General features: G+C 58.3%; 14 protein-coding genes and 5 pseudogenes. 7 read left to right on the plus strand and 12 right to left on the minus strand.

Annotated features, from left to right (window positions below; translation table 11 throughout):
- Window positions 1–56: 56 nt before the first annotated feature.
- Window positions 57–395, minus strand: a complete 339-nt coding sequence (locus C3Y91_RS25070; protein WP_343227743.1) for a hypothetical protein — start codon at window positions 393–395, stop codon at window positions 57–59.
- A gap of 929 nt (window positions 396–1,324) precedes the next feature.
- Window positions 1,325–2,953 carry an arylsulfatase gene (locus C3Y91_RS25075; protein ID WP_210267750.1) on the minus strand — a complete coding sequence of 543 codons (1,629 nt, stop codon included), beginning with the start codon at window positions 2,951–2,953 and terminating at the stop codon, window positions 1,325–1,327.
- A gap of 340 nt (window positions 2,954–3,293) precedes the next feature.
- Between C3Y91_RS25075 and C3Y91_RS25080 the strand changes: the two are divergent.
- Window positions 3,294–3,851, plus strand: a pseudogene (locus tag C3Y91_RS25080) (sensor histidine kinase); the annotation flags it as partial.
- A gap of 431 nt (window positions 3,852–4,282) precedes the next feature.
- Window positions 4,283–5,146, plus strand: coding sequence for an LssY C-terminal domain-containing protein (locus C3Y91_RS25085; protein WP_168575972.1), 864 nt, complete (start codon window positions 4,283–4,285; stop codon window positions 5,144–5,146).
- A gap of 9 nt (window positions 5,147–5,155) precedes the next feature.
- On the opposite strand, the pseudogene C3Y91_RS38765 reads toward C3Y91_RS25085, so the two are convergent.
- From C3Y91_RS38765 to C3Y91_RS25100, 4 genes and pseudogenes are all read right to left on the minus strand, one after another.
- Window positions 5,156–5,649 (minus strand): annotated as a pseudogene (locus tag C3Y91_RS38765) (IS110 family transposase); the annotation flags it as partial.
- A gap of 423 nt (window positions 5,650–6,072) precedes the next feature.
- Window positions 6,073–6,624, minus strand: a complete 552-nt coding sequence (locus C3Y91_RS25095; RefSeq protein ID WP_168575973.1) for a hypothetical protein — start codon at window positions 6,622–6,624, stop codon at window positions 6,073–6,075.
- Between the two features lie 31 nt (window positions 6,625–6,655).
- Window positions 6,656–6,861 (minus strand): annotated as a pseudogene (locus C3Y91_RS38140) (SOS response-associated peptidase); the annotation flags it as partial.
- Between the two features lie 62 nt (window positions 6,862–6,923).
- Entirely contained in the window at window positions 6,924–7,379 is a 456-nt protein-coding gene (locus C3Y91_RS25100; RefSeq protein WP_130665787.1) for an NUDIX hydrolase, read from the minus strand.
- A gap of 140 nt (window positions 7,380–7,519) precedes the next feature.
- On the opposite strand from C3Y91_RS25100, the gene C3Y91_RS25105 reads away from it, so the two are divergent.
- Together C3Y91_RS25105 and C3Y91_RS25110 are read left to right on the plus strand one after the other, a co-directional pair.
- Window positions 7,520–8,968, plus strand: a complete 1,449-nt coding sequence (locus tag C3Y91_RS25105; protein ID WP_174827125.1) for a CYTH and CHAD domain-containing protein — start codon at window positions 7,520–7,522, stop codon at window positions 8,966–8,968.
- Window positions 8,969–9,051: 83 nt separating this feature from the next.
- Window positions 9,052–9,507 (plus strand): NUDIX hydrolase, encoded by a 456-nt coding sequence (locus tag C3Y91_RS25110; protein ID WP_130818593.1) that lies wholly within the window; start codon window positions 9,052–9,054, stop codon window positions 9,505–9,507.
- Window positions 9,508–9,588: 81 nt separating this feature from the next.
- Here the strand turns inward: C3Y91_RS25110 and C3Y91_RS38145 are convergent.
- Window positions 9,589–9,761 (minus strand): annotated as a pseudogene (locus C3Y91_RS38145) (DUF3606 domain-containing protein).
- A gap of 76 nt (window positions 9,762–9,837) precedes the next feature.
- A complete protein-coding gene (locus C3Y91_RS25120; protein WP_130655356.1) occupies window positions 9,838–11,694 on the minus strand; it encodes a glycoside hydrolase family 15 protein in 1,857 nt (618 codons plus the stop codon).
- Between the two features lie 384 nt (window positions 11,695–12,078).
- On the opposite strand from C3Y91_RS25120, the gene C3Y91_RS25125 reads away from it, so the two are divergent.
- Together C3Y91_RS25125 and C3Y91_RS25130 are read left to right on the plus strand one after the other, a co-directional pair.
- Entirely contained in the window at window positions 12,079–12,516 is a 438-nt protein-coding gene (locus tag C3Y91_RS25125) for a VOC family protein (protein ID WP_168575974.1), read from the plus strand.
- Between the two features lie 87 nt (window positions 12,517–12,603).
- Window positions 12,604–13,236: pseudogene (locus C3Y91_RS25130) on the plus strand (hypothetical protein).
- A 254-nt stretch (window positions 13,237–13,490) separates the two neighbouring features.
- Here the strand turns inward: C3Y91_RS25130 and C3Y91_RS25135 are convergent.
- From C3Y91_RS25135 to C3Y91_RS25145, 3 genes are all read right to left on the minus strand, one after another.
- Complete coding sequence (locus tag C3Y91_RS25135; protein WP_343227744.1) at window positions 13,491–13,673, minus strand: hypothetical protein; 183 nt, start codon at window positions 13,671–13,673, stop codon at window positions 13,491–13,493.
- A gap of 290 nt (window positions 13,674–13,963) precedes the next feature.
- Window positions 13,964–15,718 carry an adenylate/guanylate cyclase domain-containing protein gene (locus tag C3Y91_RS25140; protein WP_174827126.1) on the minus strand — a complete coding sequence of 585 codons (1,755 nt, stop codon included), beginning with the start codon at window positions 15,716–15,718 and terminating at the stop codon, window positions 13,964–13,966.
- A gap of 40 nt (window positions 15,719–15,758) precedes the next feature.
- On the minus strand, window positions 15,759–16,715 hold the full coding sequence (locus tag C3Y91_RS25145) for an ABC transporter substrate-binding protein (protein ID WP_245494009.1): 957 nt from the start codon (window positions 16,713–16,715) through the stop codon (window positions 15,759–15,761).
- Between the two features lie 651 nt (window positions 16,716–17,366).
- On the opposite strand from C3Y91_RS25145, the gene C3Y91_RS25150 reads away from it, so the two are divergent.
- Window positions 17,367–17,555, plus strand: coding sequence for a hypothetical protein (locus C3Y91_RS25150; protein WP_130655351.1), 189 nt, complete (start codon window positions 17,367–17,369; stop codon window positions 17,553–17,555).
- A 41-nt stretch (window positions 17,556–17,596) separates the two neighbouring features.
- Here the strand turns inward: C3Y91_RS25150 and C3Y91_RS25155 are convergent, their stop codons facing one another.
- Complete coding sequence (locus C3Y91_RS25155) at window positions 17,597–17,992, minus strand: hypothetical protein (protein ID WP_168575977.1); 396 nt, start codon at window positions 17,990–17,992, stop codon at window positions 17,597–17,599.
- Window positions 17,993–18,303 lie beyond the last annotated feature (311 nt).

Here is an 18,303-nt window from a genome sequence, read left to right on the forward strand (position 1 = left end):
CCCACCTCAACCTTAGCCCCGCTCCGAAGCGGGGTCTTTTTTGGCATTGGCATATCTCAATTGATCTTCAGCCAATGCCGTAACGCCGCTACCGCGCCATCGCTCATATAGGCGACAACCCCGCCGATCGTGAGGCCGGCAAAGGCAATGAGCCCTGAAATCCCGTAGCCGAGAGTCTTCATTTTTTTCCACTCCTCAAGAGTGGGGGCGACCGCTTCGTGGTTCTTTTCGACGGTGTCCTTGAGGGTTTTGATTTCTTCGCGGATCTGACCATCGACGTTGCTGCTGACGGTTACAGTCATGTCGAGCAGATGGATCTGCCTTGCCTGCTCGTCGAGGATTACCTGAGCCGGGACGGAAAGCAGCAGGAGGACGATCGACAACCACGGTGGGATGCTGCCGTCGAGATACGGGGCGGCAACTATTTTCCTTACATGCTGCAGTGCGGCCTTAAAACGCCGCGTTCACTCCAGACACCCTAGCATTTCACATAAACCGTGTAGATCCGGGTAGGGCGACCGTCAGATGTGCCCGTCTCGCTCACAGCTTCCTTTACGACGCGTGCGGCAGGGCATTGCGTCTTCTTATAATCGAGAGCGACGCGCTCGCGGTTTTGTTTATCGTCCAGATCGTGCCCGACTATGTTTTGCATTTCCGCTTCTCCGGGTTCCAGCCAAGCCAGAGCTTGAGATGGAAACCAAACAGCAGCGGGACGTCGCGCTTGACGGTGAAGGCGGAAGCAATGTCCTCGACGCCCAACGCTTCGGATTGCCAGCCGTTGCATGGATTCCGCCACGTCCAACGCGTCCGTTGCTACCAGAGTTTGAAGCCGTTGGCGGCAGGGTCGAAGCCCGCGACCTACTGCGGGATATAGCCGTCCAGATCGGCGTCAGCGTCGAGAACCACCGCCAGCGGCCGGGAAGAACTGGGCGTGCTTCATTGACCATGCCGCCAGGAATGGCGATTGGGCGGGGGCGAGCAGGACGAGCGCTATGTTGACTGGGAGATAGATGATGTAGAGCAGAGCAAGCATCGTGAGGCGGACGCTCCGGGTTGTGAATTTTCGGCAGGAGTTCGTTGCCAAAATCCGAGGAATGCCTACTTCCCCGTTTTTGTGGAGAGTAAAATTGCTACAGAGTGAAACACGTAAAGCGCTTATGCTCGCCGTCTTGATTGGCGGCGCCTTTTTGATTGCAATTCGCTACGGCATACATTCCGGCTATCTTTTGCCCTGACCGTCAGAGAGAAGCCCCGCCTTGAAGAACCCGTCGATCTGCTGCGGCGTGAAGCCCATCGCGGACGGCGACCAGAGAGCGCCGGTGCCTTAGTTTTGGGGCGACGATAGCGTCCCCAACTGCTGCAACTTCTTCATGGCGTCCATCGCCTGCAGTGAATTGTAGTTGATGTTGGCCGCGTTCAGGCTGCTGCCTTGCTGGAACGGAAACTGTGGCAACGTACCGAGAAAAGCTCCCAGGGTTTGCTGAATGGGCACAAAAAGCCATATGTTGTCTGCGTACCAGCGAATGTACATGCCAGATTCGCGCGGCGCTTTCTCATAAGGATCGGCCCGCAGGTTGACGATCTCTGGCCAACCCGTCACATCGCGCACGCCGGTTGCAATGTTTCCATTGACGGCAGCGAATGACACCTTCCAATCATCCCAGCGCACCGCGTTCAGCTCACCGCCCTGACCAAAATAGAAGATTTCGTGGCGTGGAGGCTTGTCGGTGTCGCCCTTGAAGAAAGGCAGAAAATTGTAGCCGTCGAGATGGACTTTGAGGGTCTTGCCGTTGGCGGCGTAGCCTTCCTTCAGCTTGTCGACGATATTCGGCTCACCCGCCGCGGCCAGCAGGGTCGGGAGCCAGTCCTCCTGGGAAAAGATTTCGTTGTTGACGGTGCCGGGTTTAATGACGCCCGGCCAGCGAACGATCATCGGAACACGAAAGCCGCCTTCCCATGTCGTGCCCTTTTCACCGTGGAACGGTGTTGTTCCTCCATCAGGCCACGTGCCCGTCTCGGCTCCATTGTCGGTGCCATAAACCACAATCGTGTTGTCGGCGATGCCAAGTTCGTCAAGCTGTTTCAGTACCTCTCCGACCATGTCATCGTGCTCGACCATACCGTCTGGATAGAGTCCGATACCTGTACGACCGACCGAAGACGGTTTCAAACGAGTCCAGACGTGCATGCGCGTGGTGTTGAGCCAGACAAAGAACGGCTTATCGTCCTTGACGGACTGCGCTACGAACTTCTGCTCGGCACCATAGATTTCGTCGTCGACTGTCTCCATGCGTTTGCTGGTGAGCGGACCGGTGTCCTCAATCGTCTGCTTGCCCACCCGGCCGAATCTTTGATCGACGTTTGGGTCGTCTTTTGTCGACGCGAACGTGTGCAGCACCCCGCGCGGGCCATATGCCGCTTTGAATGCCGGGTCTTTCGGATAATAGTAGGTTTCCGGTTCTTCCTCGGCATTCAGGTGATAGAGGTTGCCGAGGAACTCGTCGAAACCGTGGACCGTTGGCAAATGCGTGTTCTGATCCCCGAGATGGTTCTTGCCGAATTGACCGTTGACGTATCCCTCGTTTTTCAACAGGTCGGCAATTGTCGGGGCCCATTCCGGGATGCCTTGTGGCGAGCCCGGCATACCGATGGTCAGCAAACCTGTGCGGAAAGGGTGCTCGCCGGTAATGAATGATGCTCGCCCGGCCGTGCAACTTTGCTGCGAATAGGCGTCGGTGAAGAGAGCGCCCTCCTTGGCGATACGATCAATATTCGGCGTCCTGTATCGCATCATGCCGAGGTTGTAGGCGCTGATGTTGTGAATCCCGATATCGTCACCCCAGATAACAAGGATATTCGGCTTTTTGCTCGTGGTCTCGGCTGCATGGGCAGGGGCAAATGGGCTCCATGCCAGCCCGCAGGCAAACAGCATGGCCGTGGTCTTAGCTATCATTGATGACACGTCCAGTTCCTCCTGGCATTGAAATCGGTTCGGTACAGGTTAGGCTGCTTGTGATCCCGGTGTCCCTGCTGCGAAGAGCGTCTGCCTCGCCCAAATCTACGCAATGTTGCGGCTCGGGGATATTGCCCTTTGGGGAATCACAAACCGGAAGAAATTCCTAAGAATACGCCCGAGATGCGTGCACTACGGGGTCTGGGGAAGAGCCCATGAAGTAGGGCCGCAATTGGGAAAAGCGATTGCGCCAGTTTGCCTCAACGGCGGTCGGGCTGACGTTGCTTGTGTTCGCAACTGTTGCCATAGGCAATGCTGCCTCCGCGATCACGTTCCCCGCATTCCGTTACTGTACCCCTATGACGAAAGAATAGCTGCGACGAACGTCGCCGGTGAAGCGACGCGGGCCGAACTGCTTCAAGCTCGGGCGGGAAGGATCGACATCTTTTCGGAGTTCCTCGATCTGTGACGATTTTCGGAACCGGCTCATGTCGCGCGTATGGCACAATACCTCGCCGAGAAATACGCCGCACGCAGTCCGGACGTCATCATCGCGCTCGGCGAAGAGTCGGCGCGCTTCATCGTCGACCACCGGGGCATGATCGCGCCGACGGCCAGCGTCGTCGCCGCCGGGTTCGGCAACGCCACTGCGGAGCAGATGGGCATGCCGAAGGATGTGATCGGGGCATTCACGTCATTCGATATCGCGAAGACGGCGGAGATGGCCCGACGCCTGCAACGAGACGCCCGCCATCACTTCGTCATTGGAGGAACTTCGGACTTCGATCGGAAGTGGATGACGGCGGCTCGTGTCGATCTAAAAGACTTCTCTAAAAATTATGACACGACCTATCTCGAGGACATGACGATCGACGAACTTGTCACGCGGACGGCCAAACATGTCGACACGCTGGACGCCTCCACCACCGACGAAATTGTCGCCAGAGTGGTCAGCATGATCGACCCTGCCTAGTCGTCAACACACGTCGCCGAGAACCATCACCTTAAATTTGCCTATCCCACCTCAAGGTGCCATGAGCCTTCAATCAGGTTTGTGGCAACTGCTCCATAATGCCGGAATAACATTCCTGGGAGACGGTGTCCCCGCCTTCCAGGGATTTGACACGTTCGCCTCCCCTGCGCACAAAAGAACGGCGTTATGGGGCAAGTGCCACATGGTTCCGCTAGCGTGTGATGGGGGCTCGCTCGATATGGCCCACAATGAGCGACGGCGGCGCTACCATTGCATATTCTCGGGTGCTAAGATCCCGGCGACGAACAGCGAGGGCGAATGCCAGCCCATCAGACGCCAGACGAGGAGACTGTGTCTTGAGATTGCTGACGCGCCTTTTCCGGAGGTTTCTGGTTTTCTGTCTCGGCGTACTCAGCGTTTGGCTCATCGTCTTCGTCGTTTTCGATACTTCGGACCAGAGGTTTCCATGGCTCGTTGCGGTGTGCCTCACATATGGCCTGGCTGCTTACGTCATTCTTCCGAACGTGGTCCGACTGTCCCTGAAGGTTCTTCATCGGGGGCTGATCCCCAGATACACGATCACGGCCGATGGCCTGCCCGGCGATCCTATAAATTTCGCCCTCATCGGCAATCTTCAACAACTCCGCGAGGCCTTTGCAACGGCGGGCTGGTCCACGGCCGACCATTTGGGGATCGCAAGCTCGTTGCGAATGATACGCGCTTTCCTGATGAACTCTGCCTATCCCACCGCACCTTTCAGCACCTTCTATCTCTTTGGACGACGGCAGGACATAGGATTCCAGGAGCCCATCGACGATAGCCCCCGCAAGCGCCATCACATCCGTTTCTGGGCCCTTAGTCTCGCCCATTCCGAGGACGACATGAGCGCGGCGAGCTTCTGGTTGGATACCGACAGGCCATCGCCCGAGGAGCGGGTCCTATGGGTTGGGGCGGGCACCAGAGATACTGGGCTTTCTCTGACCTGGCTGACATTCCAAGTCACACATAAGACCGATTCCGATACGAACGCCGAGCGCGACTACATAGTCAATGAACTGAGGACAAAGCAAGTAATCGGGGAGGTCGCGCGGCACCAATCTGGCTCACGTTTGAACACCGGAAAGGTCAACCATTACATTACCGATGGTGAGATCGCGTTTGCCAGCTTGACTGTCAGTGCCACGGGTGCCGGTGCCGCGGTCGGGCCGGATGCACACTGATCCGACAAACAGCAGCGGGCGGCGATCGCGGCGCAGCGGTTCGTAGTCGGATACGCCTTGGCTGAACAGCAAGCCCTTGATGCGGTTGACGTGCCGTATCCGCTCGTTCGTCAAGGCCTGGCGCTCACGCGAAAGGCGGCGACGGTCCTCTTCCGGGCGTCGGCACCCGGACCATCGCACACACCCGCGGCTCGCCCCGCTGATAGGCGAGCAATGCCCGGACCAGCGATGGACCCAGAAGCCGTCGAGCCCAGCCTCCTGGATGACAATGATCGGAAAGGACCGCTCGGTTCGCGCCCGCGCCGTCCTCTTGAGTTCGGCGAAACGCGCCAACATACCGGCGATGTCGCCGGCCGCCACCGTATGCTTAGACATCTTCTCGCCGCCACCCGGCGACCGCGAGGTGATTAGCCATTTCGATTGACTGAGTTCCAATGAGACGAAGATTGCGCCAAGATCAGTATAGCGGTCGGCGTTTCAGATCGGTGAGCTGCAACGGGCATGCTTGCCTCCAAGGTAGGGTGTTTGTGTTTGGCGACCTCACTTTGCCACAGCGCTGATCGCTATCCACCCTCCTCATAGGATCTACATAAGTCCGTTCTTTTCCATAGGCACATCAGAGGGCCATTACCTTCAGCCACCGGATAACTCCACGGTCAGAGTTCCACCATTCGGCTCTCGGCAGCTCACGAATCTCCGCTGGGCTGGACGCTGCGTCTGCAGCAGACGGCTGTCTAGTTCGCCTTGCTGCCAGGTCTCGATGACTGCCGGCCCGATCGCGAGTGGTATGCTTCGAACCGCAAGGAACTGGAGACTCGCTTCCGCCAAGGCGAGGTCGTCGTCGGACGCCAGCGATTAGGATGCGTTCCGGCAGGCAGATCGCCGAGGAGGCCAGATGGTGGCTGGTGCCGTTCTGGGCGATACCTCTACGGATTATAGAAATATCCTACCGCTGCCAGATATATCGGATTGTATTGCAATTCTGAGGCCCACAGCAGGATCAAAGCTTTGCCATTAGTCGAATAGTAGTTTCCCGCTTTCTCAGCGGCAGCACGCCATTCCTTTTGCCAAGTTCCGCGGCTGCAGTTTAGTCCGACTGGATAGGCGGCGTTCAAAACATAGCGCTCGTAAATATCTTGTGGCATTGGCGTACTTGCCCATCTCCCGTACTTCAATCCATCAGGCCCTGTCAGATCAGACGGAAATGCTGCGACGCCGTCGCGTCTGATTTTTTGGGTTTGCGCCTCGGACAGTTGGTAAATTACTGCCCCACAGGTTCCAGCCCCATTTGGTAGCTGCCTCGAACCGTAGGCTTGGCGCTGGTATATCTCGAATTGCGACGGTAATTCCGAAGTCCATTGACGTCCCATGCTTTTAGGCAGCGACGCAAAAACGACGATTGCGAAAAGGGAAACAACGGCCCAAGAGATCACGGTATATACGCGCACGCGCAATCGCTCCGTAGCAAGTTCAAACACTGATCGGTGCCTTTCAGTCCCGGCTGTCCGTTTACAGCAATCTCGGCTGTGAGACCGGCTCCCCAGACTTCGTCACGATGTTCGGGCCATGGCGCTTCCTCGATGTCACTATCAGTTTGTCGTTCGGAAGCGGACGGGCGAGTTCCTTCGCCACCTCCCAGGGTGCTCGCATCCAAACGTCTCTTCATTTGTCAGCAGCAGGACTGGCATCGCCTTATCATGGATTGGCTTGGCGATGCGCGAGGTCAAATTCCAGGCCTCCCCCCTCACACCGTACGCGCCCATCGAACTCTCCGCAGTCAGATGTTGGTGGACGTGATGCATGCGAGTAGCATCCGCAAACCCGGCTGCGCCGCTTCCCGCAACGCGGTCTCCAAGGGGAACCACCGTGTCTTTCGGACATCCTTCTCCGGAAACTTGTCCGCGATCCTCGAGACCTTAAGAAGATGAACGGCCACGTGGTATTGGTTGGGACTGTTGTCCTTCCGATAGGAAAACGTACCGAACACGGTCTTGTCGACGACGCCTGCGACCCCGGCCTCTTCGAACGCCTCTCTCAGCGCCGCGGCGCTGCTGACCTCACCACCTTCGACGTGCCCCTTCGGAATGCCCCATCGACCGTTGCGTCGGCTGCCCACAAAAAGGATTTCAACTCCACCGTTTTCGTTCCGACGGTAGCAGAGAGCACCAGCCTGCGCGACATCGCGACCAGACACGGTTTTCGCAAGTTCCGTCTGGGCGTTTTCGTTGAGCATCGTCCGCCTCCGGTTTCGAAGCCCGCGCAAGCTAGCCGGGCAACGTTGAAGAGTCCAGTTTGCTTCATCAGGTCGTGACGCGACCGAACTATGACAAGACCTCCAGCGTTAATGAGCGTCCAATCAGAGTGGAGCCTGCCTTGCCATCAGAAATCGAAATCAAACTCGACCTCTCCAACGAAGCCCTTGAGAGCCTTTTGGGTTCCGATCTTCTCGGAGATCCTGACGAGGCACTGCAGCAGTCTTCGACCTACTTCGAGACGGGCGATCGTCGGCTGTCGCAGAAGGGGTTCTCTCTGCGTATCCGCTCTACCGGCGCTTCCCACATCCAGACTGTGAAGACATCGGGACCGGCGAAATCACTGTTTGTCCGTTCAGAATGGGAGACTCCCATTGAAGGCAATGAACCCGTCCTCGACCATACGAGCCCTCTCATAAGCGAGTTCGGACCGGAACTTGAGGTGGAAGCCGCTTTCACCGTGTTCATTGAGCGCCGCGTCTGGAACATCGAGTTGAACGGCACTCGGCTGGAGGTGGTCGTCGATCGGGGAGACGTAGTGTCTGGCAACCGGCGCTCGCCAGTTCAGGAAATCGAAGTCGAACTGAAGGACGGCGATCCGAAGGACCTGTTCATCTTCATTCGCAAGATCGACGCGATCGCGCCTTTCCGGTTCGGCATTCAGTCCAAGTCCGAACGGGGCCTCGCGCTTCTGGACAGGCAGCAATTCATGTTCAAGGCAGAACACCTCGATCTCGACCGAAACACGAAGGCATCTGCCGCCTTTCGAGAGATCGCCGCGTCCTGCTTTCGGCAGTTTCGTCTCAACGAAGAGATCCTTCGCCAGCGACGAAATTCGGAAGCCCTTCATCAGGCGCGGGTAGCTCTGCGCCGTCTCCGCTCTGCGTTCTCCCTGTTTAGGCCGCTCCTGATGGGCGACGAGCCGAAAAGGATCCAAGAGGAGCTTCGCTGGCTCGCTGGCGTCATGGGCGAAGCGCGTAATCTCGACGTCCTGTTGATGAAAGCGAAAGACTCCGACCTTCGGGCCAAGCTCAAGGATGCCCGCAACAAGGCCTACAGCGACGCTGTCGAGGCTCTGGAATCGGCGAGAGCGCGGGCGCTGATGCTCGATTTCAACGAGTGGCTTCAATGTGACCTCGATCGCGCTGGCGGCAGCGCAACTTCCGAGGACACATCGGCTTCGGAGTTTGCCGCGAGGGCCCTCGATAAGATGCGTAAGAAGCTGAAAAAGTACGGCAGTGCGCTGGCCGAGACCGACGACGAGCATCGTCACCAGGTTCGCAAGGACGCTAAGAAGCTTCGCTACGCGGCTGAATTTTTCGGATCCCTGTTCGACGACAAGCGCGGCACTCGCCGGCACCGAAAATTCATTGCAGCGATGGAGGAGCTGCAGGACCATCTTGGAGCATTGAACGATCTGGCAACGGGACCGGACGTGCTCCAGCAGCACGGACTGGCCGACCACCCTGCTCGGGAATCTGTAGTTTCCCACGATGACAAGAATGCGTTGATCCGCATGGCGCAGTCCTCAGTCGATGAGGTCATCGACACGAAGCGCTTCTGGCGCTGACATGAGGACGCCATGAACCTTAAGCGAAGGAACCTCGGTCTAGCCGGCACGGTCGAGAACGTCGATGAACATGAGCAGACCAGATGAATGAGATTGACGTCTATCCGAAGCCGATCCAGCAGTATGGCGCATTGTGTTTCCGAAACACACCCAGGGGGCCACGAGTGCTTCTCATCACGACACGGGAGACCAGGCGTTGGATGATCCCGAAGGGCTGGCCGATTTCGGGTCTGAAGCCGCGCAAGGTCGCCGAACGTGAGGCTTGGGAGGAAGCCGGCATGATCGGGAGGGCGAAGAAGAAGCCCTTCGGCGAGTTCATCTATGACAAGCTGATGCAGGACGGAAGTGGAGCACGACCAGTCGTTGCCGTCTTCCTACTGGAGGTCCGCCGTAGCCGAAAGCGCTTTCCAGAAATGGCAGAGCGAGATTCCGTGTGGCTGACGCCGATTGAGGCCGCCCGCCGTGTAGAGGAGCCGGACCTTGAGCGCCTGCTGTTGAAGTTTGGACGAATGGTCGAGCGCGGCAGACGGCTTCCCTAGCTCGACGGTCGCGGATTATCGATCTCGGGAGTTCGGTCCCGCCTTTCATCAGCAACGAGTTCCTGGAATGTGAACTCGTCTCTACTTTTCCAAGCTAGCTTCGACCTTCTTGCGGCTGTTGCCGACTTTTTTGACGGTCTCCTTGACCTTCGACTTCGAGCCCCGCTCTTGTCCGCCTCGTACCGGACCTCGGGATCCTGTCCTCCTGCGACACGGGCTCGATCTTGGGCGCGGCCTCGGCTGGTGTTTCTCATCGGGAAGTTCCTCCTGTTGAGTTGGTACCATCGGAAGGCGGCCCCCCACTCGGATACGGAGCGGTGTTCGTCGGCTCTACGGCCGCCATTCCTGGCTATTGCGATCGTCGAGCTCACGATCCAGATAGAACGCTGCGCTGATGAGAGCGAGATGCGTAAAGGCTTGCGGGAAATTGCCAGCGAGCTGCGCCTTGGTATCAAACTCCTCGGCATATAGTCCGAGATGGTTGGCATAGTTCAGAACCGACTCGAAGACCCTGCGAGCCTTCTTGGTGTCCCCCGCTCGTGCGAGACACTCTGCATACCAGAATGAGCAGGCTGAGAAGGCGCCCTCCTCCCCGTCAAGGCCGTCGTTACTTCGATATCGGTGCACGACACCGTCGTCCGCTAGTTGGTCGCCGATCGCCGTCAACGTCGACAGCCACCTCGGGTCCGTGGCACTGACAAACCTCACCAGCGGCATGAGCAGCAGCGAGGCGTCGAGCGTGTCGCCTCCCTTTGTCTGCACAAAGTGCCCCTTCTCCTCATTCCAGAAGTTTTTCCAAATGTCCTCGTAAATATCGTTCCTGACGTCGTGCCACTTGGAAAAAGGCGCCGCGAGGGATCGCTTGGTCGCGAGACGTATTCCCCGATCGACCGCCACCCAGCACATGAGCCTGGAATGGAGGAACTCCTGCGGCTCGCGGCGCATCTCCCAAATCCCGGCGTCAGGATCCTCCCAGTGGTCGCAGACAAATTCCACAACCTTTCGCACTCCTTCCCAGTGATCGTGCGAGATTGCGTGGCCGTATTTATTGCTCAGATAGATGGAGTCGAGAAGCTCGCCGTAGATGTCGAGCTGGAACTGTTCAGCAGCCCTGTTACCCACGCGGACAGGCGTCGCGCCGCCGTAGCCGCGCAGATGTTCGAGGCTAATCTCGTCGGCTACTTCGCCTCCGTCGATCGCATACATGACCTTCAGTCGTCCGCCGGCGTCACATGCCGACGCGCGCTCTCCGATCCAGTCGTTGAATGCCATCGCCTCGTCGCGATAGCCAAGCCTCATCAACGCATACACTGTGAAGGAGGCGTCGCGTATCCAGGTGGCGCGGTAGTCCCAGTTACGGCTGCCACCGGGGGTTTCCGGCAAGCCAAATGTCGCGGCGGCGACGATCGACCCGTGCTTGCGCGAGGTCATGAGCTTCAATGCCAGTGCAGAGCGATTGACCATTTCGCGCCAGCGTCCGCGATAGGTCGACTGTCGCGCCCAGTTCTGCCAGAAGGCGACCGTCTGATCTTCCATTTCCTCCGGAGTCGCTTCTGCCGCGTCACCGTCGTCGAGAATGAAATCGATGCCTTCTCCAGCTTGGAGGGTAATCTCTGCGACAACAGTGCCATCGATCTCGGCGAGTGGCACATTAGCCAAAAGCCGCAGAACCTCGCCGTTCGCCTGCCGCCAGATTACAGCGCCCTCTTCCAACTCCGCGGAGAGCTGTCTCGTCGCATATTCGAACCGAGGAGTGCACGACATACGCACCTTCAAACTCCCGCGTGTCGCACGAAAGCGCCGTACGACCATGCTCGAGCCGTCGCTACGGCTGTTTTTCACGTACATGAAATCAGTAAGTTCGCCGCTTGCCTTGTCGCCCATCCAACGTGTCAGGAGGACGTTCGTATCCGGAAGATACTGCTGCGTCACGCGAGCGTCGGAAAGCTCCGGAGCGATCTGAAACATGCCACCACGTTCCGGGTCGAGCAGCGCGGCAAAAATTGTCGGACTGTCGAAATCGGGCCAACACAGAAAGTCGAGCGTACCATCGGTAGCGACAAGCGCGATCGTTGCCAAATCGCCGATGACGCCGTGGTTCTCTATCGCGCGCGGAACGACGGCTGCCTCCTCCTGGCTACGTTCTGCGGCAACCTTATCCCCGATGAGCCCGGTGTTTGCATCCATGCTGCGTTCCTTTTGGCTGAGCTTCGGATGAAAAGTCCGCAGAGCGCTCGCCACTTGACCGATTTGGCGCTTTGGTTCGAAACGGCAATGGCGAGCTGGAACCACCGGGCTGACCAATTGCGTCCTGATCTTCCTGAACGATCCATGCACGGAGTTTAATCAGCAAGGCACGCTGGGCTTTTGCGAATGGAATGATAGGCACGATCGAGCGAGCTCGCGACGTTGCATGGAGCTCTGCTGCCAGGTCTGCGTAAGGATCTTGAACTGGAAGCGGGTGTGACACCACTCGCAAATTTTGCCTAAAGATTTCGATAGCGATGTCGCGACCGATGGCTCATCCACGTCCTAGAAGCAAATCGGAACGAAAACCGGAGGATGGAGAGCATGGCGCTTAAGCGTATGGACAACATCGGGATCGTCGTCAAAGACCTCGGAGTGGCGATGGACTTTTTTCAGGAGTTAGGCCTCGAACTCGAGGGCCGCGCGACGATCGAGGGCGAATGGGCTGGTCGTGTCACTGGTCTTGGCGATCAGCACGTCGAGATCGCCATGATGCGCACGCCGGACGGACACAGCCGGCTGGAGCTTTCGCGCTTCCTCAGGCCGGATGTCGTCGCGGATCATGGGAATGCCCCGGTGAACGCCCTTGGTTATCTGCGAGCCATGTTCACAGTCGACGACGTTGAAGAGACTCTTGAGAGGCTGCGCACGCGCGGCGCTCAGCTTGTCGGCGATGTCGTCCGGTACGAGGACGCCTACAAGCTCTGCTACATCCGCGGACCCGAAGGTCTTCTCATCGGGCTTGCCCAGGAACTCGGGTGAGCAGCGAAAAGGGATCGGTCGCGGCTGGCTGATCCTACGAATATCGTGATTATTGATGTGGAACGCAGGGGATCCCATCCAGGCGCCATGCCGAAACACGAAAAGAACGATGTCGAGCTGGTAAAGACGTGGGTGCTGCCACCAGCAGCGACCCTAGGATCTTCGATCCGCGCGAAGGGAATTCTGCTCGAACTACGTGCACGACTCCCGGTCGCTTCGAAGAAGTCGCTCGATATCGATAAAGGAGAACTCACGCTGTCGATGCCGGCCGGTTCGAAGGCCGAATTCCATGCCGCGTCGGCCGTCGTCGTCAAGGTACCGGAGGACATCGAAACCCCGCCGGTAATCCCGCGCGAGATCCAGGATATCCTTTCGATCAAGACGAGCGAGCGTCATCGCTGGCTGAAGGACGGCCGCCTGCCGAGTGCTGGCACGCGAACGGTGAAACTGCGCGGTCGCGCGCGAAAGATCACCTTCCATGTCCTTCCATGTCTTCGACCCGCGCGTGGTGGAAGCCCTGCTCGATCGGGGCGTCGTCGAAAGAATGGCGCGAGGAGGATGCGGCGGCGGCCGCCGAGAACCGACGGCGGGCGGCATATAAGGTGAAGCTGACGCGTTCGTTGTACCGTCAAGGCGAATGCCGTCGCCAAACCCGACGAGGCTCCTCGCGCGAAATTGGCGGGCGGGGAGGAGTTCGGACGCGACGGGTTGCTTCGCTAAGGATGCCGATTGCCGGGGGGTCAGCCGTTCTACAGCAATAATCTCCGGGCCGCTTCGTATGGCAGGCCTTGAAACGGACACTGTGCTCGACTATTTTCAGCCCATCGGCGTTGCTGGTGAGTGCTCCAAGAGAGCGTTCGCGACTGCCGAAGTCGCTTATCTGCTTTTGACCACGGATGTACTGGCACTGGTGTGAAGAGCGATGTTGGAAAGGTCGGTGCGGTTTCGCCCCGGCCTTTTTTATTTCCTGCCTATCAGCGCGAAGCTCCCGGCCAGTCGTTCGATGGCTCATCAGACTCTGCTTCCGGATGATCTTCGGCAGGATCTGGATCGCGCTCATAAGCAGCTCGGAGATTGCCGATCTCCTCGATGATCGCGTCGTAGACGACGGCGCCCTCGTCCGGTCCGAGATCGGGGAGCGGTTCCTCGCCGGGTATGGGCTCGGGCTCAGGTGGTGGATTATCGAGCGGGGGCACTGGCGGCGGGACTATGGGTTCGAATGGAACGGACACTGGCATTCCTCTTCGTCGCGTGACAACGCAGGGCGTGCTGGCAAGTTCCGGTCGGTCGAAGGCCGGCGTCGAAGTCAATCAGGGAGATCCATTTTTTTGGACTGATTGAACCATTTTCTGGACCGACTGCACCATTTCTCGCTGTCAAATTACGCGGCACGATTGACAAACGGCTCGCTATCCTCCGCTGACGGAAACTGGCGTTTTGAGGTCCCCTACCCGTTCAACCCCTCAATCGGTTCATGCACGCCATTTGATCTTCCGCTTCTCGTTCCGACCTTCCAAGCAGGTATTTGCTCGTCGAAACCTTTGAGCTGCCGCGGGCCGAGAGCGACCAATAAAATTTTTCCAAGCACGGATTGCGCCACGGCGTGATCCACGAGGATTTGCCGATCATCGGCGGACGAACAGAGTCGTGATGCCAGGTTCACGACATGTCCGATCGCGGTGTAGTCAACACGGGCTTCGTAACCAATTCGGCCGACTGTCGCCCATCCCATCGCCAGTCCAATGCCGAAGCCGATCGCGTGGCCGTGCAGTCGCCACTCGGCGATCAGACGCTGAACGTCATCCTGCATGTCGATCGCCATCTTAACCGCACGAAGCGCCGGGTCTGTGCACGGTACCGGGGCGTTGACGAGCACCATCAAACCGTCTGCCGCGAAGTTGGTCAGCGTGGCCTCGTAGCGTGTAATGATCGCGCCGAGCGCCTTATAGTACTCGCCCAAGACGTGCATGATCTCCTCGGGTTCGGCGTGCGCCGAAAACGCGGTGAAGCCACGTAAATCGCAGAATACAGCGACGACTTCCGCGCGCTGGCCGGCGAGAACGCTCTCGTCGCCGGACTTTTCGACGAGTTCCGCGACCTGAGGTGCGAGAAAACGCTTCAGCCGCGCGATCCGCTCTGAACGATCTCGAGATATGGCGAGTTCTTGCGCCATTTCATTGAACCGGACCGCCAGCCGTTCGAGTTCGTCGCCGGTGGCGATGTCTATCCGGTGCTCAAACTGTCCAGCACCGATTTTTTCGGTGCCTTCCTCCAGCAGGCGGATTGGTCCGGTCATGCGCCTGGCAAGCCAGAAAGCAAGCGCCGATGCGAAGATGGTGGCGGCGAGCAGCAGGCCAACCGTCCGCCACAATGAAGCATACAGCGGTGCGAAAGCCTCTGCTTGTGCCTGCTCGACGAACACCGTCCAACCGACGCCTGGGATTGCTGCCATGGCAGTCACGACCGGTTCATTCTCGGCGTTGCGGGCCGTGGTCGCCTCTCCGCCTGTGGAGGCGATCTCGTCCCGCAATCTGGTGAGGGCCGTCGCTGTGTTCTTGTCAGTACCCTGCAACACCTTGCTGATATCGGGATGGGCGATGAGGCGGCCGGTCTGATCGAGAACAAACGCCCGGCCACTACTACCGACGCGAATTTCCGAAACGACTGTCCAGACAAGCTTCAGGTTGATCTCCGCGACGACGATGCCACCTGCCTTGCGGTTTCCAGCCGTGGCCATGGTCATGAACGGTTCGGAGCCATCGTGAAAGGTGACTGGCCCATACCATGTACCATTCGAACGAACTCCCACCACAGCAGGATCGCCGGAGCGATCCGATCCGCCTTCCCTCCTGTTCAAGTCGATGCGGGAGACATACAGCCGTTCGATGCCGACATCGTCAACAAGGGTGATGCTGACGATCGCTGGAACTCGTCGCATCACCCGCAATGCATCGAGCCGATGCTGTCCCTCCTCCTGGGCCCAGGACTGCTGCACCGTCCAACCCAGTTGATCCTTGATGCCGTCGAGAAAGCTCTGGATTTTGCCGGCCGCCGATTTGGTCTCCACCCGCAATAGGGCGCTGAGCATGGCACGCTGGTCGCGATAGCCGAACCACGCGTCGCTGATGCCGCTGGCAGTTACGGGGACAATGACCGCGGCGAACAAGGCCAGGAAGTACTTCCGGAACAGCGATCGGCGCATCGGAGCGGCTTGTAGCGGGAGCGAACGCCACACACCATCCTCACTCGATGACTTCTTCAGCCATCAGCAAAACGCTCTGCGGCAGCTCGATCCCGAGGGCATTCGCTGTTTTCAAATTGATTGACAAGTCGAACGTCGTCGGCTGCTCGATCGGCAGGTCGCCTGGTTTAGTGCCTTTCAATATACGATCGACATAAAAGGCGAGCCGATGTTGCATCTCGTCGTATCTCGCCGAATAGGCCATCAGGCAGCCGTCTGCGACATACCATGGACCCCAGGCCATAGTCGGCAGACGATGCTCGATCGCCAAGGCGGCAATTCGCTTAGACTGGTCTGCCAGCATCATGTCGGGCAGCACGAAAAGGGCCTGCGCGCCCGCGGCTTCCATCCGGTCGACTGCAGCATCGAGATCGTCCGGCTCGCCGACGTGCTGGATGCTCACAGCAATGCCGAGCCGATCGGCCGCATTCTTGGTGTCCCGTTCGAAATTCAGATCGGAGACCACCGGGTTCGCCAGCACGCCGACTGTGGTGAGCCCCGGTATGGCTTCCATCAAAAGCTCCAGGCGTTTGGCGGCGAGTTCCGTGGCGTAGTAGCTGATGCCCGTGGCATTTCCGCCCGGTTTTGCAAGGCTACCAACGAACCCAGTCGCCATCGGATCACCACTTAGGATCGACACGATCGGAATTGTATTGGTCGCCTCGTGGGCAGCCTGTCCCGCCGGATGCGACATCGTGACGATCATGTCGACGGGGAGCCGCACCAGTTCTGTCGCCGCCGCGGCCAAGCCATTGTTGTGCTTGCCGGCGCTTCGGCACTCGAAGCTGATGGTCTTGCCCAATTCGTACCCGAGTTCGCCAAGGCCAGTTATAAACACTCCAAACTCACCGGACCCACCCATATAGCCCGGTATGTCGCAGGGCCACCAGGCAAGGAGGCCGATTCGTGGCGTCTTGGCCGACGTCTGCTGCGCGGCGGCGATGGCAGGAAAGCTCATCGCCAGCGCGACTGCAAGCTTGAGGAAGGGACGTCGTTTCGGTTTCATCCGAGCACCCCTCGCTGACCCACGGCACATAGCGGGTGGGATGATGAGATCTGGCGAATTGCTGCAAACTCACTTTTCGACGCGCCCCTTCTCCTGAAGGAGCGACGACGAACAAGCCAAGATATTCAGTCGACGAAAGTATAGTCGATATTGGTGCGGATTGGTAGCGCGGGCAGCCTGGTCGGCAGTTGTTGGAATTCCGTAAGATCTGTTGACTCTCATTGCGATAAGAACAAAAGGCGATGCGGCCACCTGCGGACAATTTGGGCAAGGGAGACCGGTCATCGCCCGGTAGACGATCAAGAGAGAATTGGAATGGACTGATCGAGCCGTTTTTTGGATCGAATATATGGATCACATTCGATAATAAGCGGCGACTCCCAAGGGCGAAAACTTCAGTTCGCGAGATTGGGAGAGAGCTTGGCCTTAGACCAGAGTGGAGCGGCCGTGGGGCGTCGCCGAGCCTTCAGGAAACGGCTCCACTTGGAAAACGGCTGCTGACAATCATTGAGGAGATCTGCAAATGACCTCGCGTCTCGCTTGTTTTTCGGCCGCCATGTTGTGGTGTGCGGCACGGCCCTCGCCTGGTATGACGAAGGGCACATGAAGGTTGCCGCCCTCGCCTACGAACAGCTCACGCCCGCGGCTCGCGCTGAAGCCAACAGGCTCGTCCGATTGAATCTGGGCTATCCGCAATGGGTCGCGGCTATCCCGGACAGTCCGGACCATCAGCCCAAGGATGTCGACCGCAACACATTTGTCAGAGCGGCGGTATGGGCAGACGACATCTAGGGAAACGCTGCATACCGGAACGCAAGCGACGAGAACAAGGATCATAAGAAGGACGAGGCGACGACAGGGTTCGCGGGCGAAACATCGGCTATCGCGACCTCCTGATCCATGGCCATTGGCACTTCAAGGACATCGGCTTCCGCCTGGACGGCAAGGAACCGCCGAAGCCAGATCCTGTCGATGCGGTGACACAGGTCAAGCTGTTTACTACCGCTCTTCCGCAGTCCTCGGGAGATATGATCTTGTCTGCCTATGCTATCAAGTTGCTGTCGATCGCCACCAACTGATACGCCGGACATCGACTGAGCAAAGGCTGTCGATACCATGGAAATCACAAGGGCGGAAAGAGCCGCTGCGAAAAGATGTTTCATCGAGTGGGGGGTCCCAGTTCCGCTCATGGCCACTACGCCAAACAGTATCAAGAAAAGTTTTTGCATGGTGCCCTCTTTCGAGGTCGTCCATTCTCAGAGCTGTAAGAATTGACTAGACGAAAAAGCACGCCTGGTTAACAGCGACGCCGGACCCCCGTGAATCAAGACCTTAGCGCATCCTCGTCGGGCATAGTTCCTTGAACTGGTCGATTGCAACGGGATAGCCGCTGGCCATGCTACCATCGAACTCGGGCTAACGCGCAATGACACGATCAGGTTCATCGTTCGCGAGTGGATGGAGGAAAACACCTACCTGCCGCAATCTTGATGAAGTCGGCGATGAGGATGGGACGGCATGCGCAAGAGAGTGGATTTTC

The sequence above is a fragment of the Rhizobium ruizarguesonis genome, assembly GCF_012349115.1.
In the GTDB taxonomy this organism is placed as follows: Bacteria; Pseudomonadota; Alphaproteobacteria; order Rhizobiales; family Rhizobiaceae; genus Rhizobium; species Rhizobium ruizarguesonis.